This window comes from Microcella sp. (assembly GCF_046296455.1).
Taxonomy (GTDB): Bacteria; Actinomycetota; Actinomycetes; order Actinomycetales; family Microbacteriaceae; genus Microcella.
On sequence record NZ_JBKBLF010000024.1, the window covers coordinates 1 to 22,380 of the forward strand.

Here is a 22,380-nt window from a genome sequence, read left to right on the forward strand (position 1 = left end):
CGTCGCGGGGGGGGCCCCGTGCCTCCCGGTCGGCGCGCGCGGCGGCGCCGCGAACTAATCCCCTGGGGGGTTGCGCGCCGCCCACGGAGGTGAACCCTCGGTGCGAGCCTCTATCATGTGCGGAGCACGCCCGAACCCCGAGCCGATCGGCACGATACCCATGACCGCACCTCTCACCCGCACCACCAACCGCCTGGCCCCCGTCGCCCTCATCCTCGCGATCCTCGTTCCGATCGCCGGCGCCGTGCTCGGCCACATCACCCTGCGCCAGATCGCCCAGACCGGCGAGGCGGGCCGCGGCCTCGCCCTCGCCGCCACCATCATCGGATGGGTCGGCACGGTCGCCTGGTTCGCGTTCTGGGGCATGTTCCTCACCATGCTCGGAGCCATGGCGTTCTAGCGCCCGCTCCGGCGCACCCGCTCGACCCACCGCTGAAGGAGACCCCCGTGGCCGACTCGACCGTTCCTCCGCCCCCTCCGCCCGCGCCGGGTCAGAGCGCGGGGGATGCCCCGATCGCCGCCGCGAAGAAGGCGCCTGCCGCCAAGGCCCCCGCCGCGAAGGCGCCGGCAGCGAAAGCGCCTGCTGCAGCGAAGGCCCCTGCTGCCGGGAAGGCGCCTGCTGCTGCAAAGTCGCCTGCCGCCGCGAAGGCGCCTGCCGTCGCGAAGGCGCCTACTGCCGGGAAGGCTCCCGCTGCCGCCACGGCACCGGCCGTCGCGAAGGCGCCCGCCGCTGCGAAGGCTCCCGCACCCGCGACACCGCCCGCCCCTGTTGCCCCCGCCCCTGTCGCCCCCGCCGCGTCCGCCGATGCGGCACGCCCGAACCCCTACGCGCCGACCGCTCCCGCGGCGCCTGCTCCCGCGGCGCCGGCCGCAGCGACCCCCTACACGGCGCTGCCCGCATCGCCCTCGTCGACGCTGAGCGTGCTCGCGCTCGTCTTCGGCATCATGGGCCTCGTGCTGTCGTTCTTCTTGTTCGGGCTGCTGCCGGCCATTGCCGGCGTGATCCTCGGGCACCTGGCCCTCAAGCGCGAGCCCCACGCACGCGGCATGGCGGTCGCCGGTCTCGCCACGGGCTACGTCGGCATCGCGATCTCGGTGCTGTGGGTGCTCGTGATCGTCGTTCCCGCGTTCCTGTTCCTGTTCGCCGTCGCGGGCGTCGGCGCGGCGGGCTTCGGCGGCTGACGCTCGACGGGCGGCCGCGCGGCCTCGGCGGTCGCCGGCCGGCCGGCGCGGCCTCGGTGCGCGCTCAGTCGGCGCGCTCGGCGATGAGCGCGATGCGCTCTCCCGCCGCCCGCGTCAGCAGCAGCACGGCCGATCCGCTGCCGCGCAGTGCGAGTGTGGGGCGCAGCGCAGCAGGGTCGATGTCGACGCCCCGCTTCTTGATCTCGAGCACGCCGATCTGCCGCGCGGCGAGGGCGCGCTTGATGCGCGCGGTGTCGAGCGGCAGGCGCTCGAGCACGCGGAACCCGCGGGCGAACGGGGTCGACGTTGGCCGGTCTGCCGTGAGGTACGCGATCGTAGGTTCGAGCATCCTGGCCCCCATCGATCGTGCGAGGTCGCCGATGAGGCGCGCGCGGATCACCGCGCCGTCGGGCTCGTAGAGGTACTCGCCGAGCGGCCCGGGCTCGACATCGGCGCTGTCGTCGACCGCGCGCAGCTCGGCCGGCGGCTCGTCGCCCCGCAGCACGAGAGCGGCCCGGCCCACGCCGCTGCGGGCGAGGGCGCCGCTCCAGAGCACGAGCTCGACGACCTCGCCGTCGACCGAGATCCACTGCGCTTCGAGGCCCTTGGGCAGCAGCGCGCGGTCCATGCCCGGCGCGAGCTTGATGCCCGCGGGGCGCTGCTGCGCGATCGCGAGGGCCTGCGTGAGGCTCGGCGACCAGTCGTCGGGCGACGACAGGCGCGAGACACCCGCGCGGCGCGCGGGGTCGAGCCAGACGGCGTCGACTGCGTCGAGGGGCTGCTCGAGGGCGTCGCCGTGCACGACCTGCGCGGTCGGGAAGGGCACGAGATTGAAGGCGGCGATGGCGGCCGTCGCCTCGTCGCGCTCGACGGCCGTGACGCGCAGGTCGAGCGAGGCCATCGCCATGGCGTCGCCGCCGATACCGCAGCCGAGGTCGGCCACGCGCGAGAGGCCCGCCGCAGCGAAGCGGCCCGCGTGCACTGCCGCGACGCGCAAGCGGCTCGCCTGTTCGAGCCCCTCGGGCGTGAACAGCATGCGCTGCGCGAAGGGGCCGAACTTGGCGACCGCCTTGCGGCGAAGGCGGTACTGGGTCAGCACGGCCGCGACGCGGCCGGGGGAGTGCCCGGCCTTTCGCAGGCGCGATACGAGCGCAACGGCGTCGCTCGTGGTCGAGCTCGGCTCGAGCTCATCCAGCAGGCGCAGCGCCTCGGGCGTCAGCAGCTCGCGCAGCTCGGCGGCATCCATACCCCGATCCTCCCACTCCGTCGACGATCGGCGCGATTGGCACTCGGATTGCGTGAGTGCTAACGGCTTCGGTACAGTTGCTCTGGCACTCGCACGTCGAGTGTGCCAACCCCCTCATCGTCGTAAGAAAGAAGAGGTCAACCGTGTCGGTCAGCATCAAGCCGCTCGAGGATCGCATCGTCATCAAGCAGGTCGAGGCGGAGCAGACCACCGCCTCGGGTCTCGTCATCCCCGACACCGCCAAGGAGAAGCCCCAGGAGGGCGAAGTCGTCGCCGTCGGCCCCGGCCGCATCGACGACAACGGCAACCGTGTTCCGCTCGACGTCGCCGTCGGCGACCGCGTGCTGTACTCGAAGTACGGCGGCACCGAGGTCAAGTACGGCGGCGAGGAGTTCCTCGTGCTGTCGGCTCGCGACGTGCTCGCGGTGGTCGTGCGCTAGGCGCATCCTCACCCGCATCCGAACCCCCGACCCGCCTCGTGCGGTCGGGGGTTCGTGCTGTGCGGGGGCCGCACGGCCGGGCCCCGAGCCCGGGATACAGTGACACCGTGCCCGACTCGCGCCTCTCGACCTCCGGGCTCGCCCTCGCGATCGGCGCCTACGGGCTGTGGGGGTTCTTGCCCCTCTACTTCTTGCTGCTCGACCCCAGCACGCCCATCGAGATCGTGGCCTGGCGCATCGTGCTCTCGCTCGTGTTCTGCGTGCTGCTGCTGGCGCTGACGCGGGCGTTCGCGCCCTTCGCGGCGCTCGTGCGCGACCGGCGCATCATGGGCCTCAGCCTGCTCGCCGGCATCCTCATCGCGATCAACTGGATCGTCTACGTCTACGGCTCGACCAACGGCTTCGTCGTCGAGGCCGCACTCGGCTACTTCATCAACCCGATCGTCTCGATCGCGCTCGGCGTCGTGTTCCTGCGCGAGCGGTTGCGGGTCGGGCAGTGGGTGGCCGTGGCGATCAGCGTCATCGCGGTTCTCGTGCTCGCGATCGGCTATGGGCAGCCGCCCTGGATCTCGCTCGTGCTGGCCTTCTCGTTCGGCTTCTACGGCTTCATCAAGAACCGCATGGGCGGGCAGGTCTCGGCCGTGGCAGGACTCACTCTCGAGACCGCCTGGCTCGTGCCGGTCGCCGTCGTCGCGCTCGTCGCCGTGCAGCTGACGAGCGGCATCACCCTCGGGGCGGCGGGGCCCGGGCACGCCGTGCTGCTCTCTCTTGCCGGCATCGTCACGGCCGTTCCCCTGCTGCTGTTCGCGGCCGCCACGCGCCGGCTGCCGCTCAGCGTCATGGGCTTCATCCAGTACTTCGCACCCCTGCTGCAGTTCGTCTTCGGCGTCGCGGTGCTGCTCGAGCCCATGCCGCTCGAGCGCTGGATCGGCTTCGCGCTCGTCTGGCTCGCCCTCGTGGTGCTCTCGGTCGAGGCCGTCGTGCACCGCCGCCGTGCGGCTCGCGAGCGCCGGGCGCTGCCGCCCGAGACCGGTCCTGTGCAGACCGTCTGAGACTCGTCAGCCGAGGTCGTGCAGGGCTGCGTCGAGCTCGGTGATGAACCGCTCGGCGTCGGCGCTCGAGAAGGGCAGCGGCGGCCGCAGCTTGAGAGAGGCATTGTCGCGCCCCGAAGCGCTGATCAGGATGCGTCGCTCGCGCAGTGCGCTCACGAGCCTGACGGCGGTCGGCGAATCGGGTTCGCCCGCGGTGCGATCGACAATGTCGACCCCGAGGTAGAGCCCGCTGCCGCGCACGTCGCGCAACCGGTCGTGGCGCGTGGCGAGCTCGTCGAGCATGCCGCGCAGCTCGGCGCCGACGACGGCCGCGTGCTCGGGCAGGCGCTCGTCGTGCAGCACATCCCAGGTCGCGCGTGCGGCGGCGACCGAGACGGGGGTGCCTGCAAAGGTATTGAAGTACCGCACCCGCTCACCGAAGGCGCGCATGAGATCGCGACGTGCCACGAGCCCGGCGACGGGCAGACCGTTGGCCATGGGCTTGCCGATCGTCACGAGGTCGGGGTCGAGGTCGTGGCGGGCGAAGCCCCAGAGGCCGGGGGCGCTCGCGGTCGTGCCGAGCCGCCCGAAGCCCGGCTGCACCTCATCGGCGATCACGAGTCCGCCGGCGTCGTGCACGAGCTGCTGCACCGCGGCGAGGGCCGCGCGCGTGGCGGGCGAGGGGGCGATGAAGCCGTCGCTCGCGAACGCCGTGTCGACGATGAGCGCCGCGACACCGTGCCCCGCGGCCTGCAGCTCGGCGATCGCGGCGCGGGCATCCTGCAGCATCGCCGCGCCGTCGCCGACCGGGGGCCGCACGGTGCGCACCCAGTCGGCGAGCGAATCGTGGCCGCCGAGCGAGGGCGAGATCGCCGCGATCTCGGTCGTCACCCCGTGGTAGGCGTTCTCGGTGACGATGACGCCGCGGTTGCCCGTCGCCCCCTTCGCGACGCGCAGCGCGAGGTCGTTGGCCTCAGAGCCCGTGCACACGAGGGTCAGGGTGGCGAGCGCGCTCGGGAACGAGCCGAGCAGCAGCTCGGCGTAGTCGACGAGGCCCTCGTGCAGGTAGCGCGTGTGGGTGTTGAGCTGGGACGACTGCTCGGCGATCGCCGCCGTCACGCGGGGGTGCGCGTGACCCACCGAGGGAACGTTGTTGTAGACGTCGAGAAACTCCTCGCCGTCGCGCGTGTAGAGCTTGGTGCCGCTGCCGCGCACGAACTCGACCGGGTGCGCGTAGAACAGGCGGTAGCCGGGCGAGAGCACCGCCTCGCGCCGGTCGATGAGCGTGCGCGTGCGGTCATCGAGGTTGGCTCGGTGCTCGGGGGTGAAGTACGTGGCTGGTCCGATCATGCGCGTGCTCCGATCGTGTGCGGGATGCTCGCGCCGAGCTCGCGCAGATCGCGGCCGATGGCGCTCAGGTTGCGGCTCGCGTACGGCGCAGCGCGCGGGTTCGCGGCGGCCAGGCTCGAGTTCAGGATTCCCCGCTGGGCCAACCGCAGCAGCACGAGCTCGGGCAGCAGCGCGTGCTCGACCTCGCTGAGGGGCTGCTCGGCCTCGAAGCCCGAGACATAGGCGCGCGCGGCTGCCCAGGGCTCGCCCGGCTCGCCGACCCGACCGCGCGCGTACGAGGCAGCGACCGCGAGATCGGCCACGCGCGGGGTGCGGGTCATGTCGCCGAAGTCGAGCACGCCCGTCACCGCGAAGGGCTCGGCGCGCACGAGCACGTTGTCGCCGTGCAGGTCGTTATGGGCGAGCACCGCGGGCAGGGCGGCCGCTCGGGGCAGCACGGCGTCGTGCGCCCGGTCGACGATGCGCTCGGCGTCGCGCCGCAGCCCGGCATCGGCGATGCCCGCCGCGAGCGCGCCGTACTGCTCGACGGCGAGCAGGTTCCACGGGGTCGCGGCGCCGCGGATGCTGGGGTCGCTCGCCTCGCCGATCGCGGCGATCGCCGCGGCGAGGCGGGCGTGCAGCGCCCCGAGCGCGCGCAGCGCGTCGAGTGTGCGGGGCGCCGCACCGAGGGCCTCGCCCTCGAGGTGCGTCATCACGCGCAACACGCGGGCCGAGCCCGATGCGTCGGCGGTGATCGTCGACCGGAGGCCGTCGCGGGTCGGAACGACGCGCGCAACCGGCAGCGTCGGGTGGTCGCGCCCGAGCGCAACCATCACCCGCAGCTGCTCGTCGATCGTGTCGGCCGGGTCGAGGGGGTGCGCGAACTTCGCCACGACGGTGCCGCGATCGGTGCCGACGCGGAAGGTGTCGTCGCGCTCGGTCGCGAGTCGTGCGATCGAGCTCACCGCCACCCCGTGCGTTTGCTCGAGCAGGGTGGCGGCGAGGTGCTCGTCGATCGGGGTGAAGGCCGCGGTCAGTTGCAGGGGCGACGGCGCGGGCACGCCTCCAGCCTATGGCGGGCGGAGTAGGGTGCCCGTTATCCCCTGGTCTCGAGAAGGAGCGCCACCATGTCCCGACTCGCCGTCGTCGCCGTGGGCCTCGCCGCCGCAGTCGTGCTCGCGGGATGCGCCGCGCCGCGCCCCCTGCCCACGCCGACCCCGACGCCGACCGAGACCCTCGGTCCGACCGGCGACGGCGTGCTGCGCATCGGCACGCTGTTCCCCATGTCGGGCGACGTGTCGTTCATCGGCCCCGCCATGGTCGCCGCGGTCGAGGTGGCCGTACGCGACATCAACGTGGCGGGCGGCGTGCTGGGGCAGCCCGTCGAGGTGTTCTACCGCAACTCGGGCGCAGCCTCTGACGACCGGCTCGAGACGGCCTTCGCCGAGCTCGTCGAGCGCGATGTGGATGTCGTCATCGGCCCCGCCAGCTCGGCGCTCGCCGAGCGGCTGCTGCCCCTCGCCGCCGAAGCGGGTGTCACCGTGATCTCGCCCGCCGCGACCTACCCGACCGTGCGCACGGCGGCACCGCAGGGCCTGTTCTTCCGCACCATCCCCGCGTACGACGAGCAGGCCGCCGCGATCGTGGGCGCGCTCGCCGACGAGGGCGAGCAGTCGGTTGCCCTCATCACGACGGGGGATGCGCTCGGCTTCTCGTTCGAGCTCGCCGTGCGGGCGGCGCTCGAGCGCGAGGGCATGCGGCTGGCCGCCATCGAGCAGCTCGATGCCGCCACCAATATCGACCGGCTGGCGTTCAGCATCGCGGGCAGCGAGCCCGATGCGATCATCCTGGCCACCGGCACGCCCCTCGCCGAGCAGAACCAGGCTGCCCTCGCAACCCTCATCGAGCGAGGGGTGCGCGCCGATCAGCTGTGGCTCACCGCGCAGAACCTGGCGAACTACTCTGAGACCGTCGATGCGGGGCTGCTCGAGGGCGTCTCGGGCGTGCTCGAGGGCGCCGAGGCCGACGAGCAGTTCATCACCCGCCTGCGGCAATCCGACCCCTTCCTGCGTACCTACCGCTACGCGCCCGAGACCTACGACGCCGTCGTGCTCGCCGCCCTCGCCGCCGTGCTGGCCAGCGACGACGGCGGCCGCTCGATCGCGCGCACCCTGACGATCGCGACCGGCGACGGCGTGCCGTGCACGAGCTTCGGGGAGTGCATCGACGTGCTCTCGACCGAGCCGGCCATCGACTACGAGGGCCTGTCGGGGCCGCTCACCCTCGACGAGGCGGGCGATGTCGTCGAGGGCGAGTTCGGGCTCTACCGCTACACCGCCGAGAACATCGCCGAGCGCGTCGGGGTGCTAGAGATCGCTCCGCGCTGACGACGGATTCCGTCGCCCGTACCCGAGCACAACGAAAGAATTCGTCGGCAACGCCCCGCGCTGCATGCATTTCGCGGTGTTACAGGGATGTAACCCGAATGTGTTGTGAATGAAGTCTGAGCACCGTACGGTGACTAAGCGGCCACCTTTGTGGTTCCGCATCCTGAACACATTCGAAACCCAAGGAGCAACATGGGCGTTTTCACCACGGCTTCGAGCCGTCGCTCGCGTTCTCTCACGTCGGTCCTGAGCGGCATTGCCGTTCTGGGCGCCAGCGCACTCGTGCTGAGCGCTTGCGCACCGACCGAGAGCGGCGAGCCGAGCGGTCCTGCAGAAGACCTCACCCTCAAGATCGGCACCATCCTGCCCCAGAGTGGTGCGCTGGCGTTCCTCGGCCCGCCCGAGGAGGCGGGTGTTGCTCTCGCTGTGCAGGAGATCAACGAGGCCGACCTCGGCATCACCGTCGAGGCCGTCTACCGCGACTCGGGTGACACCACGACCGACACCGCCACCGTCTCGGTGACCGACCTGCTCTCGCAGGATGTCTCGGCCATCGTCGGCGCCGCCTCGTCGGGCGTCTCGTTCACCGTGATCGACCAGATCGTGGCCGCCGGCGTCGTGCAGTTCTCGCCCGCGAACACGTCGCCCGACTTCACGACGTACGACGACGACAACCTCTACTGGCGCACCGCCCCCAGCGACCTGCTGCAGGGCGAGGTGCTCGGCAACCTGATCGCTGAGGATGGCGCTGCCACCCTCGGTCTGCTCGTTCTCAACGACGCCTACGGCACCGGCCTCGCCGGCGCGCTCGCGGCGACGTTCGAGGCCGCGGGTGGCGAGGTCGTCGCCGAGGAGCTGTTCAACGAGGGCGACACGAGCTTCGACGCTCAGGTCTCCGCGCTGACCGCAGCCGCTCCCGACGCGATCGCCGTCATCACCTTCGACCAGGCCAAGGTCGTCGTCCCCGCCCTCGTGGGCGCGGGCTACCCCGGCAGCCAGCTGTACTTCGTCGATGGCAACCTCGCCGACTACAGCGCTGACTTCGAGCCGGGCCTCGTCGAAGGCGCCAAGGGCACCCTCCCGGGTCTCGACATCGCGACCCTGGGTAACTTCCAGGAGCGCCTGCTCGAGGTCGACCCCGACCTGACCGAGTTCAGCTACGCGGCCGAGTCGTACGACGCCGTCATCCTGCTCGCGCTCGCCGCTCTCGCGGCCGGCTCGACCGAGGGTGCCGACATCGCGGCCAAGCTGCAGGAGGTCTCCGGTGGTTCGGGCGATGGCGAGAAGGCGACCGACTTCGCGTCGGCCGCGGCCATCATCCTCGACGGTGGAGTCGTCGACTACGACGGCGTCAGCGGCCCGGTCACGTTCGATGAGAACGGCGACCCGACCGAGGCGACCATCGGCGTGTACCAGTACGGTGCCGACAACACCTTCAGCCGCATCAACTAGTTCCGACTAGCGCGACTGGGAAGGGCCCCGACTTCGGTCGGGGCCCTTCTTCGTGCGCGGTGCCGCGCGGTGAGCATCCACGGCTCGCGCCCGCAGAGCCGCGGGGGGCCGCACCGCGTGCAGCCACCTCGCCCGCAGGCGCCTCAACGGGCGTCGCAGCCAGCGCATGCAGAGGGCCCCGCCGAGCGACATGCTCTGCGGGGCCCTGTGCGGCGCTCTGCCGGGCGTTGCGGGCTCAGTCCTGCCCGAGGGTGCCCAGGTAGAGCCCGATGACCTTGGGGTCGTTCAGCAGCTCGCGCCCCGTGCCCGTGTAGGCGTCGGTGCCCTGGTCGAGCACGTAGCCGCGGTCGCAGATCTGCAGGCAGCGGCGGGCGTTCTGCTCGACCATGATGGTCGTGACGCCCGCCTTGTTGATCTCTTTCACGCGCAAGAAGGCCTCGTCCTGCCGCACGGGCGAGAGGCCCGCACTGGGCTCGTCGAGCAGGATCACCTCGGGGCTCATCATGAGCGCGCGGCTCATCGCCACCATCTGGCGTTCGCCGCCCGAGAGCGAGCCCGCCCGCTGGCTGAGGCGCTTTCCGAGCTCGGGAAAGATGCTCACGACGAACTCGAGCCGGTGGTCGAGCTCTTTCGGCTTCTGGAAGAGCCCCATCTCGAGGTTCTCTTGAATGGTGAGCGTCGGGAAGACGTTGTTCGTCTGCGGCACGAAACCGACGCCCTTGGCCACGAGCTTGTTGGCCTTGAGGTTGGTGATGTCGTCGCCGTAGAGCGAGATCGTGCCCTCGCGCACCTTCACGAGGCCGAAGATGGCCTTGAGCAGCGTCGACTTGCCGGCGCCGTTGGGGCCGATGATGCCGATCAGCTCGCCGTCGTAGGCGGTGAGCGAGCACTCGTTGAGGATGTTGATGCCGGGCAGGTAGCCCGCCGTGACGGTGTCGACGTGCACGACGACCTTGCGGGTCTCGGTCACGGCGTCAGCGCTTGTCGTCGTCGGCGTCGTCATCGGCCAGCTCCTTGATCGCGGTCATGACCCCGGTGTCGAGGTCGCCCAGGTCTTCATCGTGGTGCGAGCCGAGGTAGGCGTCGATCACCGCGGGGTTCGCCATGACCTCGTGCGGGTCGCCCTCGGCGACGACACGGCCCTCCGCCATGACCACGACCCAGTCGGCGATGTGCCGCACCATGTGCATGTCGTGCTCGACGAAGAGCACCGTCATGCCCTCGGTCTTGAGGTTGAGGATGTGGTCGAGCAGCGACTGCGTGAGAGCCGGGTTGACGCCGGCCATCGGCTCGTCGAGCATGACCAGGCTCGGCTGGCTCATGAGCGCTCGCGCCATCTCGAGTAGCTTGCGCTGCCCGCCCGAGAGGCTCGCCGCGTAGTCGTCTTTCTTCGCGTCGAGCTTGAAGCGCGTGAGCAGGTCGATCGCCCGCGCCTCGATCTCGGCCTCTTGCTTGCGCCAGAACCACGGGAACAGCGCGCGCGCCAGGCTCTCGCCGCTCTGGTCTTTGGCCCCGAGCTTCATGTTGTCGAGCACGGTGAGCAGGCTGAGGGCCTTGGTGAGCTGGAAGGTGCGCACCTGGCCACGGCGGGCGACCTTGAAGGCCGGGATGCCCGAGATGCCCTGGCCGTCGAACGTCCACTCGCCCGTGTCGGGCTTGTCGAAGCCCGTCAACAGGTTGAAGAGCGTCGTCTTGCCGGCGCCGTTCGGACCGATGAGGGCCGTGATCGCGCCGCGGGGAATCTCGAGGTGCTCGACCTGCACGGCCGTGAGGCCGCCGAAGGTGCGCGTGATGTTGTCGGCCACGATGATCGGGTCGACCTTCTTCACGCCGGGGGCGGGCTCGCCGATGTGCAGGCCCGTCGACTTGATGGGGGCGCCCTGGGCGCCGGCGCTACTTGACAAAGGCCAGCTCCTTCTTGTTGCCGAAGATTCCTTGTGGTCGATAGATGACGATCAGCATGATCGCGACCCCCACCAGGATGAAGCGAAGCTGACCAGCCTGGACGTTCGACAGGAACGGCAGCCAGCCCACCTCGACCGCGCGGGCGATGAAGCCCGAGAAGAACGAGAGCAGCACCCAGAAGATGACCGAGCCGATGATCGGCCCGAACACCGTCGCCGCACCGCCGAGCAGCAGGATCGCGTAGATGAAGAACGTCAGCGAGGTCTGGTAGTTCGAGGGCACCACGGCTCGCGGCAGGATGAAGATCATGCCAGCGAGGGCGCCGAACACGCCGCCGATGACGAGCGACTGCATCTTGTAGAAGTACACGTTCTTGCCGAGCGCGCGCACCGCATCCTCGTCTTCGCGGATGCCCTTGATCACCCGGCCCCAGGGGCTCTTGAAGAGGCGCCACGTGATGAAAGCGGCGAGCGCGACGAGGCTCCAGCCGAAGATGCGCACCCACCAGTCGTACTCGTTGTAGACCCACGGGCCGAAGCCGTAGGTTCCCGGCGGAATCGGGTTGAGCGCCTCGAAGCCGTCTTTGTAGCCCTGCAGGCCGTTCGCCGAGCCCGTGACGGGCTCGAAGGTGTTGGTCGTGAACAGCAGTCGCACGATCTCAGCCGCGGCGATCGTCACGATCGCCAGGTAGTCGGCGCGCAATCGCAGGGTCGGAATACCGAGGATGAGCGCGAAGACGATCGACGCCACCACACCCGTGAGGATCGCGGCCCAGACCGGCCAGCCGAAGGTGAGCGTCGCGATGGCGTAGCCGTAGGCGCCGAGCATCATGAAGCCCGCCTGGCCGAAGTTCAGCAGACCGGTGAAGCCGAAGTGGATCGCGAGGCCGAGCGCCGCGAGCGCGTACGCCGCCGTGGTCGGAGAGATGATCTCTTGCGCGGCGTTCGAGATGATTTGAAGCCAGTCGATCATGGTCAGCCCCTAGCCGATTCGTTCTTTGCGTCCGAGGATGCCCTGGGGCCGCACGAGCAGCACCAGGATGAGGATCACCAGGGCTCCGACGTACTTCATGTCGGAGGGGATGATGAGGGTCGAGAGCTCGACGAAGAGCCCCACGATGAGCGCGCCGACGAGCGCGCCGAACGCGGTGCCGAGGCCGCCCAGGGTCACCGCGGCGAAGGTCAGCAGCAGGATCTGGAAGCCCATGTCCCAGCTCACGCCCGGGCGGAAGTAGGCCCAGAGGATGCCCGAGAGACCGGCCAGGCCGCCCGCCATGACCCAGACGATGCGGATCACGCGGTCGACGTCGATGCCGCTCGCGGCCGCGAGCGCGGGGTTGTCGCTGACCGCGCGGGTCGCCTTGCCGATGCGCGTGCGCAGCAAGAAGTAGGCGACGCCCAGCAGCACGATGACGCTCACCGCCATGCTCGCGACGTCCGTCCACGAGAGGCCGAAGGCGCCGATCGAGAGCGTCGTGTCGGTCGCGCCGGGCAGCTGCTGCGTGTCGCCGCCGACGAAGAGCTGGAAGATGTACCGCACCGCGAGCGAGAGGCCGATCGAGACGATCATCATCGGGATGAGCCCGACGCCCTTGCGGCGGAGCGGCTTCCAGAGCGCCGCATCGTTCACGTAGCCGAGCCCGGCGCTCAGCACCAGCGCGATGGGGATGGCGAGCCAGATCGGCATGCCGAGCACGACGCCGAAGAGCAGCGTCATGAGGCCGCCGAAGGTGATGAGTTCGGCGTGCGCGAAGTTGCTGAGGCCCGTCGTGCCGAACACGAGCGAGAGGCCGATCGCGGCGAGCGCCAGCAGCAGCCCGAAGTTGAGGCCGTTGAAGATGCGCTCGATCACCTGGTCGAAGAGGCTCACGGTGTTGCGCTCGCCCTGGCCGATGAAGAAGTTGGCGACCGCGCTGCCCGACTGCCCGACCGTGATGGTGCGCACGTTCGGCTGCTCGAGCTCGGGGTCGATGACGGCGATGCCCTCGGGCAGCGTGTTCTCGTCGAGGGTGACGGTGAACTCGCCCTTCTCCGGAACGCCGACGGCCCAGCGGCCGTCGTCACCGCTCTCGACCTCGACGCGGAATCCGCCGCCCTCGACGACGAGCAGCACGTCGGCGAGCGGCTCGTCGGCCAGCTCGACGAGCCCGCTGATCTTGAAGTCGTACTCGTCGAGGCCGACCTCGTCGGCAGACGCCGGGGCGGCGACCGACAGGGTGAGCGCAGCGACGATCCCCGCGAGGAGCACGGCGGCGAGGCGCCGGGGCGTACGTCGGGGGAGTGGTCTGCTAGCAGCGTGTGCCACGAAACCTCCAGGTCGTTTCGGGTCGAGACGGGTGCATCTCGCGGGCCAGCAGGCCCTGTTCGTCGACGGTGACGATACGGATCGATTGTTGCCGAGGTGTTTCGGGCCGCGACCGATCTGCTCAGCCATTATTGCGACGGAATAGGTTTCGACCTAACCGGCTTAAGATGAGACACCGGAATTCAGCGCGGCATCCCGGCTCGCATCGCGTGCATGCATGGGAGCGATCACACGGCATCCCGGTGCCGACAGAACCGCACAGCCAAGGGGAACAATGGACCAGCCCGATCCGTTCGGATTCATCGGACTCACCTACGACGACGTCATGCTGCTGCCCGCGCACACCGACGTCATCCCCAGCGAGGCCGACACCACCTCACGGCTCACGCGCCGCATCTCGGTCTACGCGCCCCTGCTCTCGGCCGCCATGGACACGGTCACCGAGGCCCGCATGGCCATCGCGATGGCGCGCCAGGGCGGCATGGGCATCATGCATCGCAACCTCTCGATCGCCGACCAGGCCCAGCAGGTCGACAAGGTCAAGCGCTCCGAGTCGGGCATGATCACCAACCCCGTCACGACGACCCCCGATGCGACGGTGGCCGAGGTGGATGCCCTGTGCGGCCAGTTCCGCGTCTCCGGCCTGCCCGTGGTCGAGGGCGACGGTCGGCTCGTCGGCATCATCACCAACCGTGACATGCGCTTCGTCTCGCGCTTCGAGGCCGCGACCACGCTCGTGCGCGACGTCATGACCCCGGCCCCGCTCATCACCGGACCGGTCGGCATCTCGCAAGACGACGTGCTCGCCCTCTTCGCGCAGCACAAGATCGAGAAACTGCCCCTCGTCGACGAGGTCGGGCGGTTGAGCGGCCTCATCACCGTCAAAGACTTCGACAAGAGCGAGCAGTACCCGAACGCGACGAAGGATGCCGAGGGCCGCCTGCGCGTCGGCGCCGCCATCGGATTCTTCGGCGACGCCTGGGAGCGCGCGAGCGAGCTGCGCGACGCCGGGGTCGACGTGCTCGTCGTCGACACCGCGAACGGCGACTCCCGGGGAGTGCTCGAGATCATCGCGCGGCTCAAGGCCGACCCGGCCTTCGCGCACATCGACGTCATCGGCGGCAACGTCGCGACCCGCACGGGCGCCCAGTCGCTCATCGACGCGGGAGCCGACGCCGTGAAGGTCGGCGTGGGCCCCGGCTCGATCTGCACGACGCGCGTCGTCGCCGGCGTGGGAGTGCCCCAGGTCACGGCCGTCTACGAGGCCTCGCTCGCCGCACGCGAGGCGGGCATCCCGGTCATCGCCGATGGCGGCCTGCAGTACTCGGGCGACATCGCCAAGGCGCTCGTCGCGGGCGCCGACACGGTCATGCTGGGCTCGCTGCTCGCGGGCACCGACGAGAGCCCCGGCGACCTCATCTTCGTGAACGGCAAGCAGTTCAAGTCGTACCGCGGCATGGGCTCGCTCGGGGCGCTGCAGACCCGCGGCACGAAGACCTCGTACTCGCGCGACCGCTACTTTCAGGCCGACGTGCCGAGCGACGAGCAGCTCATCGCCGAGGGCATCGAGGGCCAGGTGCCCTACCGCGGCCCCGTCGGCTCGGTCGTCTACCAGCTGCTCGGCGGCCTCCGGCAGTCGATGTTCTACACCGGAGCCCGCACGATCCCCGAGCTCAAGCAGCGCGGCAAGTTCGTGCGCATCACCGCCGCGGGGCTCAAAGAGTCGCACCCGCACGACATCCAGATGGTCGTCGAGGCGCCGAACTACCGCCGCTAGCCGCGCGCCCCCCGCATCCCCGTCGCCTCTCAGGGTTCACGACACCTCGCACGCTCGGAAACGTGCGAGGTGTCGGCACGAGTGCGAGGTGTGGGCACCCCTCCCTCAGGAAACCCTCACCGGCGGGCGCCGTGCATCTTCTGACCTCGCAGGCGTGGCGCGCCGACGAAACTCGGCCAAGGTCGCGGCATGACCGACATCATCACCAGTGCCCTCGCGCACGCCATCGTCGTCGCCGAGGTCGGCGACCCATCCCTCGCGCGGTCGCTGCACCGGGCGACGGCGCGTGGCGAGGTCGTGCGACTCGTACGCGGCATCTACATTCCTCGCGCGGTGGTCGAGAAGCTGAAGCCCTGGGATCTCGAATTGCTGCGCGCTGTCGCCGCCGCCACTCGCGGGCGCGTGCGGCAACCGCTCTGCGGCATCTCTGCAGCACGGGTCTGGGGCGTGCCCGTCCTAGAGGACGAGTTCCTTCCGGTCGTCGACGCGCTCGGGTGGGACGACCGCGCCACCCGACGGACCTCCGATCTGCGCTACTGGGCCACCGCCGATGATGAGTACCGGGTCGTCGAGCATCGCGGCGCCGTCGTGACCGATCTGCCGCGGACGATCGTCGAGCTCAGTACCCGGTCGTCCTTCGCGCGGAGCGTTGCGGCGATCGACTGGGCCATCAGGATTCGGTGCCGACCCGGGGAGTCGGGAACGAGCATCGACGAGATCCGCGAAGCAGCGGATGCTCTCGGCATGGTTCGCGGGAGGTCTCGACTCGAGCGGGCACTCGCGTTCGCCGACGGGCGCGCGGAGTCGCCGGGCGAGTCGTGGATGCGCGTGCTCATCCACCAGCTCGGCTTCGAGGTTCCCGACCTGCAGCACGAGTACCGGCTTGCGGACGGGCGGCGCTTCCGCTCCGACTTCCGATGGCCGTCGATCCGGCTCGCGGGTGAGTTCGACGGCCGACTCAAGTACCGCGCCGGTGAAGCCCGAGGCGACCGCACCGCCGAACAGGTAGTCGTCGAGGAGAAAGATCGCGAGGACGCCGTTCGGGCGAGCGGGGACGGAATGCTCCGCTGCGTGTGGGACGACCTGCGAGATCCGCGCGTCCTGCGCCACAAGCTCGAGGCTGACGCGGTACCTCGGCGGTCAGGGCGCGCACGCCTCGTACCGTTCGCGACACCTCGCACGTTTTGAAACGTGCGACGTGTCGCTTTCCGTGCGAACTGCGAGGTGCGACGGGCGACGGCGACGGCCTGTGTGTGCGGCTACGTGCGCGCGGGCGGGGTCGGCACGCGGGCCCCGGTCTCGTGCGAGCGGATCACCGCGTGCGCGAGCTCGAGCGCACGGCGGCCCGCCGAGGCGGGTACGGGCGGCGGTGAGCCGGCGCGCAGGGCCGCGAGCACAGCATCCAGATGCCGGTCGAAGGTGCGCTCGAACGAGCGCGCCTCGTCGTCGAAGTAGCCGGGCCGCCAGACGCGCTCGGTCTCGTCGCCGACCGACTGCAGCGTCAGCGCCCTGACGGTGTCATGGATGACCGCGCGCCCCGCGGTGCCGTTCAGCTCGACGCGCTGGGTGTCGGGGTAGGCGTACGACGAGTCGTACGAGCCGAGCATGGTTCCGACGGCTCCTGACGCGAACTCGAGCGCGATGGCCACCGTGCTGAAGGCCCCGTAGGTCATGGAGGTCATCTGCGCGGCCACCGAGCTGATCGGCCCGCACAGGTGCTCGAGCATGTCGAAGCCGTGGCACTGCGTCTCGATGAGGTTGGCGTGCGGCGAGGGCCCGCGGTTGGCCTCGCCGCCGAAGCGCCACGTGGCGAACACGAGGTCGCCGAGCTCGCCCGCCTGCAGCGCCGCCCGCGCGCGCTGCACGGGCTCGGCGTAGCGGTGGTTGAAGTTGATGCCGAAGAACGTGTCGCCCGCGGCCTCGAGCAGCGCGTCGGCCTCGGCGAGGTCGAAGACGAGCGGCTTCTCGACGAGCAGCGGCACGCCCGCGCGCAGCAGTTCGAGGGTCGGAGCGAAGTGCTCTTCGTTCGGCAGGCTCACCATGACGAGGTCGGGGTGCTCGGCCTCGAGCATCCCGCTGATCGAGGTGTACCCGCGCGTGCCGTACGCGGCCGCCCGGGCGGCGGTGCGCGACGGGTCGCGACCGACCACGCCCACGAGCTCGGTGTCGACGCGCTCGGTCACGACGCGCGCGTGCTGGGCGCCCCAGCCGCCGGCGCCGACGACCGCGATGCGCAGGGGCTCGACGCCGCGCTCGCCCGGTCGCTCGATGCTCAGTGCGCTGCCGGTCATGGTGCCCTCCTGTCGCCGGGGTCGGCCTCGACCGCCGGTCGCCACGTTACCCGCGCGCGCCCGCCCGATAGGCTGGCACGGTGATGGAGATCGAGATCGGCCGAGGCAAGCGGGCGCGCAGGGCGTACTCGTTCGACGACATCGCGGTGGTGCCCAGTCGGCGCACGCGCGATCCCGAGGTCGTGTCGCTGGCCTGGAGCATCGACGCGCTGACCTTCGCGATGCCCGTCATCGCCGCGCCCATGGACTCGGTCGTGAGCCCCGCCACCGCGATCGCCATCGGGCGGCTCGGCGGCCTCGGCGTGCTCGACCTCGAGGGTCTCTGGACGCGGTACGAGGATGCCGAGGCGCAGCTCGCCCGCATCCGCGAGCTCGACGAGGCCGGCGCGACGGCCGAGATGCAGCGCATCTACGCCGAGCCCATCAAGCCCGAGCTCATCGGCGCGCGGCTCGCCGAGATCCGCGCCGCGGGCGTGCCCGTGGCCGGCGCGCTCAGCCCGCAGCGCACGCAAGAGCACCACCAGGCCGTCATCGACGCCGGGGTCGACCTCTTCGTCATCCGCGGCACGACCGTGAGCGCCGAGCACGTCTCGAACGGCAGCGAGCCCCTCAACCTCAAGAAGTTCATCTACGAGCTCGATGTTCCCGTCATGGTGGGCGGCGCCGCGACCTACACCGCCGCGCTGCACCTCATGCGCACGGGTGCGGCCGGGGTGCTCGTCGGCTTCGGCGGCGGGGCCGCGTCGACGACGCGCTTGAGCCTCGGCATCCACGCCCCGATGGCCACCGCGGTGAGCGACGTCGCCGCAGCGCGCCGCGACTACATGGACGAGTCGGGCGGCCGCTACGTGCACGTCATCGCCGACGGCGGCCTCGGCACGAGCGGCGACATCGTCAAAGCGGTCGCGATGGGCGCCGACGCCGTCATGCTGGGCAGCACCCTGGCGCGGGCGACGGATGCTCCGGGCGGCGGGTGGCACTGGGGTGCCGAGGCGCACCACCCCGAGCTGCCGCGCGGCAAGCGCGTGCACGTCGGTCAGCTGGCCCCGCTCGAGCAGCTGCTGTTCGGGCCGAGCGAGACGGCCGACGGTCAGGTCAATCTCATGGGCGCTCTGCGACGATCGATGGCGACGACGGGCTATTCCGACGTCAAGGAGTTCCAGCGGGTCGACGTGGTCGTGGCGCCCTACTCGGCGCACTGAGCCTCGCGCCCGCGCGCGCAGAAAGACACCCCCGCCGATGGCGACCGACGCCCCCGCACCGCTGCCGCCGTTCTGGCGCGTCGCCCGGCGCCCGCGCTGGATCGCGGCGCTGCTGCTGGCCATCGGCGTCGCCGCGGGCTTCGCGGCCCTCGGGCAGTGGCAGCTCGAGCGCTCGCTCGCCTCGGCCGCGGTCGACGAGCGCGAGACCGAGACGCCCGTGGCGCTCGACACGGTGGCCGAGCCGCAGCAGGTCATGACGAGCGACGCGAGCGGTCGGCTGGTCACCGTGAGCGGCGCGTGGATGCCCGGCGACGACCTCGTCGTCACGGGGCGGCTGAGCGGGGACGACGGATCCGGTACCGCGGGCGAGCCGGGCGACTGGGTCATTCGGCACCTCGTGACCGAGGGCGGCGCGAGCCTCGCCGTGGCCGTCGGGTACGGGCCGGTCGGGGCGGGCATCCCGAACCTGCCGTCGGGGGATGCGGAGCTGACGGGCCGCTACGTGCCCAGCGAGTCGCCGCAGCTCAGCGACTTCGAGGCGGGCGAGCGCACGGCGATCGCGGTGGCCGAGCTCGTCAACCTGTGGGCCGAGCCGGGGCCCGTGTACTCGGGCTATCTCGTGCTCGACGCCGCGCCGCCGGGGCTCGCGACGATCGCCGCGCCGCCGCCCGAGCTCGAGGCCGAGCTCAACCTGCTCAACCTCTTCTACGCGATCGAGTGGGTCATCTTCGGCGGCTTCGCCCTCTACCTGTGGTGGCGGCTCGTGCGCGACGAGCAGGAGAAGATCGCGGCGGCCGCGACCGCGGAGACGGCTCAGCCCGCGCCCCTAAACTGAGAGCATGGCGATCGGCCCGAAGCGTGCAGACATCCCCCTCATCCGTCGCACCCTGAGGGTCTACAAGGTCTCGTCGATCATCACGGGCATCTTCTTGCTCGGCCTCGTCGTCATGATGGTGTGCCGCTACGGCTTCGGCGTCGACATCGAGTTCGGCGGAGCATCCGGGGGCCTCGCGCTCACCGATCCCGACGCCATCACGGGCTTCAACGTCTCGATCTTCTTGCTCGCCGTGCACGGCTGGCTCTACGTGCTCTACCTCGCGTGCGACTTCGTGCTGTGGCGCCTGCTGCGCTGGCCGTTCTGGAAGTTCGTCTGGATCGCCATGGGCGGCATCATCCCGTTCCTCTCGTTCTTCTTCGAGCGCCGGGTGCCGCGCGACGTCGAGGCGATCATCGCTGACCTGGAGGCCGCCGCATGAGCGACACCGCCCACCGCCCCGTGCTCGTCGTCGACTTCGGCGCGCAGTACGCGCAGCTGATCGCCCGTCGCGTGCGCGAGGCCGGCGTCTACAGCGAGATCGTGCCGCACACGATCACCGCGGCCGAGGTCGCTGAGAAGCAGCCCGCTGGCATCGTGCTGAGCGGCGGCCCCTCGAGCGTCTACGAGCCGGGATCGCCGACCCTCGACCCGGGAATCCTGCAGCTCGGGGTGCCCGTGATGGGCATCTGCTACGGCTTCCAGGTGATGGCGCAGCAGCTCGGCGGCGAGGTCGCGCGCACGGGCCGCCGCGAGTACGGTGCGACGGCGATGACGGTGCACGGCGACGGCGGCGCGCTGCTCGCCGGCCAGCCCGAGAGCCAGACGACGTGGATGAGCCACGGCGACTCGGTCGCCCGCGCCCCCGAGGGCTTCACGGTGCTCGCCTCGACCGCTGACACGCCCGTCGCTGCCTTCGCGAGCGACGAGCAGAAAATGTATGGCGTGCAGTGGCACCCCGAGGTCAAGCACTCCGAGTTTGGCCAGCGCGTGCTCGAGAACTTCTTGCACACTGCGGCGGGCATCCCCGCCGACTGGAACAGCGGCAACGTCATCGCCGAGCAGGTTGAGCGCATTCGCGCGCAGGTCGGCTCGGCCCGCGTCATTTGTGGACTCTCGGGCGGTGTCGACTCCGCCGTCGCGGCCGCGCTCGTGCACGAGGCGGTCGGCGACCAGTTGGTCTGCGTCTTCGTCGACCACGGCTTGCTGCGGGCCGACGAGCGTCGCCAGGTCGAAGAAGACTACGTGGCGGCCACGGGCATTCGTCTCGTGACGGTGGATGCTCGCGAGCAGTTCATGACGGCCCTCGCGGGTGTCACCGACCCCGAGTCGAAGCGCAAGATCATCGGCCGCGAGTTCATCCGCACCTTCGAGCAGGCCGCAGCCGACCTGGTTGCCGAGGCTCAGGATTCGGGCGGGGCCATCGAGTTCCTCGTGCAGGGCACGCTGTACCCCGACATCGTCGAGTCGGGCGGCGGTTCGGGCACGGCCACCATCAAGAGCCACCACAACGTGGGCGGGCTGCCCGACGACCTGCAGTTCGCGCTCGTCGAGCCGCTGCGCACGCTCTTCAAAGATGAGGTGCGGGCGATCGGGCGCGAGCTCGGCCTGCCCGAGCCGATCGTGGCGCGCCAGCCCTTCCCGGGCCCCGGCCTGGGCATCCGCATCATCGGCGAGGTCTCGCAGGAGCGCCTCGATCTGCTGCGCGAGGCCGACGCGATCGTGCGCGCCGAGCTGACCGCGGCCGGGCTCGACGCCGAGATCTGGCAGTGCCCGGTCGTGCTGCTCGCCGACGTGCGGTCGGTGGGCGTGCAGGGCGACGGGCGCACGTACGGGCATCCGATCGTGCTGCGCCCCGTGTCGTCGGAGGATGCGATGACCGCCGACTGGACCCGCCTGCCCTACGAGGTGCTCGCCCGCATCTCGAACCGCATTACAAACGAGGTCGCCGGCGTCAACCGCGTCGTCCTCGACGTCACCTCCAAGCCGCCGGGAACGATTGAATGGGAATAGCAGCCCGTTTAGCGAGGCCATTTCTGGCCTCGCTGGGCTGCTATTCCAGCCGCCGTCCCGGCGGCGATCCCTAGAGCGCCGAAGTACCTGAACGCCTCTTTGCGGTTACTCGGCCCTGCCAACACTCGCCCACCGCACAACGGAAAAGGGCCGCCCCCAAGGGCGGCCCTCATCCATGATGCGATCGATCAGTCGCCGCGCAGGATCGCGAGCAGGCGCAGGATCTCGAGGTACAGCCAGATGACGGTGACCATGATGCCGAAGGCGGCCGTCCAGCCGTACTTGGCGGGTGCTCCGCGCCGCACACCGGTCTGGATCGAGTCGAAGTCGAGCACGAGCGAGTAGGCGGCGAGCAGAATCACAAGGATGCCGAGCCAGAAGCCGAGCGGCATGCCAAGGAACGGGGTGTCGCGGAGACCGAACATGCTGTCGGTGCCCCCGAACGCCATGAGGCCGAAGTTGATGAGCGAGAAGAGCGCGTAGCCGATCATCGCGACGAGGAAGATCTTCGTCGCGCGCTTCGAGGCGCGGATCTTGCCGCTCGCGAACAGGGCGAGCGTGACGCCGATCACGGCGAAGGTGCCGAGCACCGCCTGGATGACGATGCCCTCGGACGCGGCGTTGAACGTCATCGAGATGCCGCCGACGAAGAGGCCCTGCGCCGCCGTGTAGGCGAGGATCAGGCCGGGCGACGGCTCCTTCTTGAAGATGTTGACGAGCGCGAGCACGAAACCGACGATCGCGCCGGGGATCATGAGGATCGGCACGAACCAGCCGACGGCGGCGAACAGCATGAGCACGGCGAAGGCGCCCACGACCTTCTGGATCGTGTTCTCGTACGTCATGCGGTCCATCTGGTCGGGCGTCGCCGACGAGCGCGCGTAGAGCTCGTCGAGCTGCTCGGCGCTGGGCTCCTGGGTCCACTGCACCGCCTTGGTCGCACTCTGCGAGAAGGCGGGGGAGTTGGAGAATGCGGGGTTGGAAGTGGCCATAGGCAAAGTGTAGGG

At 70.4% G+C, this 22,380-nt stretch carries 21 protein-coding genes; 12 read left to right on the plus strand and 9 right to left on the minus strand.

All coding sequences use genetic code 11. The features are described from left to right. Nucleotides 1-160: 160 nt before the first annotated feature. Nucleotides 161-400, plus strand: coding sequence for a DUF4190 domain-containing protein (locus ACK4HH_RS11140; protein ID WP_409651785.1), 240 nt, complete (start codon nucleotides 161-163; stop codon nucleotides 398-400). 47 nt (nucleotides 401-447) lie between these two features. Further along, nucleotides 448-1,182, plus strand: a complete 735-nt coding sequence (locus ACK4HH_RS11145) for a DUF4190 domain-containing protein (protein ID WP_409651788.1) — start codon at nucleotides 448-450, stop codon at nucleotides 1,180-1,182. Nucleotides 1,183-1,246: 64 nt separating this feature from the next. Here the strand turns inward: ACK4HH_RS11145 and ACK4HH_RS11150 are convergent, their stop codons facing one another. After that, nucleotides 1,247-2,428 carry a THUMP-like domain-containing protein gene (locus ACK4HH_RS11150; protein WP_409651790.1) on the minus strand — a complete coding sequence of 394 codons (1,182 nt, stop codon included), beginning with the start codon at nucleotides 2,426-2,428 and terminating at the stop codon, nucleotides 1,247-1,249. 143 nt (nucleotides 2,429-2,571) lie between these two features. Between ACK4HH_RS11150 and groES the strand changes: the two genes are divergently transcribed. Beyond that, a complete protein-coding gene (gene groES / locus ACK4HH_RS11155) occupies nucleotides 2,572-2,868 on the plus strand; it encodes a co-chaperone GroES (RefSeq protein ID WP_153982817.1) in 297 nt (98 codons plus the stop codon). Nucleotides 2,869-2,975: 107 nt separating this feature from the next. After that, the gene (gene rarD, locus ACK4HH_RS11160; protein WP_409651793.1) at nucleotides 2,976-3,920 is read left to right on the plus strand and encodes an EamA family transporter RarD; all 945 of its coding nucleotides are present in this window, start codon (nucleotides 2,976-2,978) and stop codon (nucleotides 3,918-3,920) included. A gap of 6 nt (nucleotides 3,921-3,926) precedes the next feature. Here rarD and ACK4HH_RS11165 read toward each other — a convergent pair whose 3' ends face one another. After that, nucleotides 3,927-5,249: an aspartate aminotransferase family protein gene (locus ACK4HH_RS11165; protein WP_409651795.1), complete on the minus strand. Its 1,323-nt coding sequence runs from the start codon at nucleotides 5,247-5,249 to the stop codon at nucleotides 3,927-3,929. Beyond that, nucleotides 5,246-6,289, minus strand: a complete 1,044-nt coding sequence (locus ACK4HH_RS11170; RefSeq protein ID WP_409651798.1) for a phosphotransferase — start codon at nucleotides 6,287-6,289, stop codon at nucleotides 5,246-5,248. The genes ACK4HH_RS11165 and ACK4HH_RS11170 overlap by 4 nt, the downstream gene beginning before the upstream one ends. 66 nt (nucleotides 6,290-6,355) lie before the next feature. Between ACK4HH_RS11170 and ACK4HH_RS11175 the strand changes: the two genes are divergently transcribed. Next, nucleotides 6,356-7,615, plus strand: coding sequence for an ABC transporter substrate-binding protein (locus tag ACK4HH_RS11175; RefSeq protein WP_409651800.1), 1,260 nt, complete (start codon nucleotides 6,356-6,358; stop codon nucleotides 7,613-7,615). 282 nt (nucleotides 7,616-7,897) lie between these two features. Next, on the plus strand, nucleotides 7,898-9,067 hold the full coding sequence (locus tag ACK4HH_RS11180) for an ABC transporter substrate-binding protein (protein ID WP_409651802.1): 1,170 nt from the start codon (nucleotides 7,898-7,900) through the stop codon (nucleotides 9,065-9,067). Nucleotides 9,068-9,302: 235 nt separating this feature from the next. Here ACK4HH_RS11180 and ACK4HH_RS11185 read toward each other — a convergent pair whose 3' ends face one another. The 4 genes from ACK4HH_RS11185 to ACK4HH_RS11200 are packed head-to-tail and all read right to left on the minus strand — an operon-like array spanning nucleotide 9,303 to nucleotide 13,219. Continuing rightward, a complete protein-coding gene (locus ACK4HH_RS11185; RefSeq protein WP_409651804.1) occupies nucleotides 9,303-10,070 on the minus strand; it encodes an ABC transporter ATP-binding protein in 768 nt (255 codons plus the stop codon). Beyond that, nucleotides 10,042-10,971, minus strand: coding sequence for an ABC transporter ATP-binding protein (locus ACK4HH_RS11190; RefSeq protein ID WP_409651806.1), 930 nt, complete (start codon nucleotides 10,969-10,971; stop codon nucleotides 10,042-10,044). Before ACK4HH_RS11190 ends, ACK4HH_RS11185 begins: the two co-directional genes overlap by 29 nt. Then, nucleotides 10,961-11,941 carry a branched-chain amino acid ABC transporter permease gene (locus ACK4HH_RS11195; RefSeq protein WP_409651864.1) on the minus strand — a complete coding sequence of 327 codons (981 nt, stop codon included), beginning with the start codon at nucleotides 11,939-11,941 and terminating at the stop codon, nucleotides 10,961-10,963. Before ACK4HH_RS11195 ends, ACK4HH_RS11190 begins: the two co-directional genes overlap by 11 nt. Nucleotides 11,942-11,953: 12 nt before the next feature. Continuing rightward, the gene (locus tag ACK4HH_RS11200; RefSeq protein WP_409651809.1) at nucleotides 11,954-13,219 is read right to left on the minus strand and encodes a branched-chain amino acid ABC transporter permease; all 1,266 of its coding nucleotides are present in this window, start codon (nucleotides 13,217-13,219) and stop codon (nucleotides 11,954-11,956) included. Nucleotides 13,220-13,550: 331 nt separating this feature from the next. On the opposite strand from ACK4HH_RS11200, the gene guaB reads away from it, so the two are divergent. Together guaB and ACK4HH_RS11210 are read left to right on the plus strand one after the other, a co-directional pair. Continuing rightward, nucleotides 13,551-15,053, plus strand: a complete 1,503-nt coding sequence (gene guaB, locus ACK4HH_RS11205) for an IMP dehydrogenase (protein WP_409651812.1) — start codon at nucleotides 13,551-13,553, stop codon at nucleotides 15,051-15,053. A gap of 189 nt (nucleotides 15,054-15,242) precedes the next feature. Then, nucleotides 15,243-16,241, plus strand: a complete 999-nt coding sequence (locus tag ACK4HH_RS11210; protein WP_409651814.1) for a hypothetical protein — start codon at nucleotides 15,243-15,245, stop codon at nucleotides 16,239-16,241. A gap of 71 nt (nucleotides 16,242-16,312) precedes the next feature. Here the strand turns inward: ACK4HH_RS11210 and ACK4HH_RS11215 are convergent, their stop codons facing one another. Next, nucleotides 16,313-17,344 (minus strand): Gfo/Idh/MocA family protein, encoded by a 1,032-nt coding sequence (locus ACK4HH_RS11215; RefSeq protein ID WP_409651817.1) that lies wholly within the window; start codon nucleotides 17,342-17,344, stop codon nucleotides 16,313-16,315. A gap of 83 nt (nucleotides 17,345-17,427) precedes the next feature. Between ACK4HH_RS11215 and ACK4HH_RS11220 the strand changes: the two genes are divergently transcribed. The 4 genes from ACK4HH_RS11220 to guaA are packed head-to-tail and all read left to right on the plus strand — an operon-like array spanning nucleotide 17,428 to nucleotide 21,373. Continuing rightward, a complete protein-coding gene (locus ACK4HH_RS11220) occupies nucleotides 17,428-18,546 on the plus strand; it encodes a GuaB3 family IMP dehydrogenase-related protein (RefSeq protein ID WP_409651867.1) in 1,119 nt (372 codons plus the stop codon). Between the two features lie 37 nt (nucleotides 18,547-18,583). Continuing rightward, nucleotides 18,584-19,381, plus strand: coding sequence for an SURF1 family protein (locus tag ACK4HH_RS11225; RefSeq protein WP_409651820.1), 798 nt, complete (start codon nucleotides 18,584-18,586; stop codon nucleotides 19,379-19,381). A gap of 4 nt (nucleotides 19,382-19,385) precedes the next feature. Continuing rightward, nucleotides 19,386-19,802, plus strand: a complete 417-nt coding sequence (locus ACK4HH_RS11230; RefSeq protein WP_409651823.1) for a DUF3817 domain-containing protein — start codon at nucleotides 19,386-19,388, stop codon at nucleotides 19,800-19,802. Further along, entirely contained in the window at nucleotides 19,799-21,373 is a 1,575-nt protein-coding gene (gene guaA / locus ACK4HH_RS11235) for a glutamine-hydrolyzing GMP synthase (protein ID WP_409651826.1), read from the plus strand. Before ACK4HH_RS11230 ends, guaA begins: the two co-directional genes overlap by 4 nt. A gap of 188 nt (nucleotides 21,374-21,561) precedes the next feature. Here the strand turns inward: guaA and ACK4HH_RS11240 are convergent, their stop codons facing one another. Then, the gene (locus ACK4HH_RS11240; protein WP_409651829.1) at nucleotides 21,562-22,365 is read right to left on the minus strand and encodes a Bax inhibitor-1/YccA family protein; all 804 of its coding nucleotides are present in this window, start codon (nucleotides 22,363-22,365) and stop codon (nucleotides 21,562-21,564) included. Nucleotides 22,366-22,380 lie beyond the last annotated feature (15 nt).

Coding starts and splice junctions, on each gene's coding strand:
- ACK4HH_RS11215 (WP_409651817.1), bottom strand. CDS start 17,344: ATGACCGGCAGCGCACTGAGCATCGAGCGACCGGGCGAGCGCGGCGTC.
- ACK4HH_RS11175 (WP_409651800.1), top strand. CDS start 6,356: ATGTCCCGACTCGCCGTCGTCGCCGTGGGCCTCGCCGCCGCAGTCGTG.
- guaA (WP_409651826.1), top strand. CDS start 19,799: ATGAGCGACACCGCCCACCGCCCCGTGCTCGTCGTCGACTTCGGCGCG.
- ACK4HH_RS11140 (WP_409651785.1), top strand. CDS start 161: ATGACCGCACCTCTCACCCGCACCACCAACCGCCTGGCCCCCGTCGCC.
- guaB (WP_409651812.1), top strand. CDS start 13,551: ATGGACCAGCCCGATCCGTTCGGATTCATCGGACTCACCTACGACGAC.
- ACK4HH_RS11220 (WP_409651867.1), top strand. CDS start 17,428: ATGGAGATCGAGATCGGCCGAGGCAAGCGGGCGCGCAGGGCGTACTCG.
- ACK4HH_RS11185 (WP_409651804.1), bottom strand. CDS start 10,070: ATGACGACGCCGACGACGACAAGCGCTGACGCCGTGACCGAGACCCGC.
- ACK4HH_RS11150 (WP_409651790.1), bottom strand. CDS start 2,428: ATGGATGCCGCCGAGCTGCGCGAGCTGCTGACGCCCGAGGCGCTGCGC.
- ACK4HH_RS11240 (WP_409651829.1), bottom strand. CDS start 22,365: ATGGCCACTTCCAACCCCGCATTCTCCAACTCCCCCGCCTTCTCGCAG.
- ACK4HH_RS11230 (WP_409651823.1), top strand. CDS start 19,386: ATGGCGATCGGCCCGAAGCGTGCAGACATCCCCCTCATCCGTCGCACC.
- ACK4HH_RS11210 (WP_409651814.1), top strand. CDS start 15,243: ATGACCGACATCATCACCAGTGCCCTCGCGCACGCCATCGTCGTCGCC.
- ACK4HH_RS11165 (WP_409651795.1), bottom strand. CDS start 5,249: ATGATCGGACCAGCCACGTACTTCACCCCCGAGCACCGAGCCAACCTC.
- ACK4HH_RS11225 (WP_409651820.1), top strand. CDS start 18,584: ATGGCGACCGACGCCCCCGCACCGCTGCCGCCGTTCTGGCGCGTCGCC.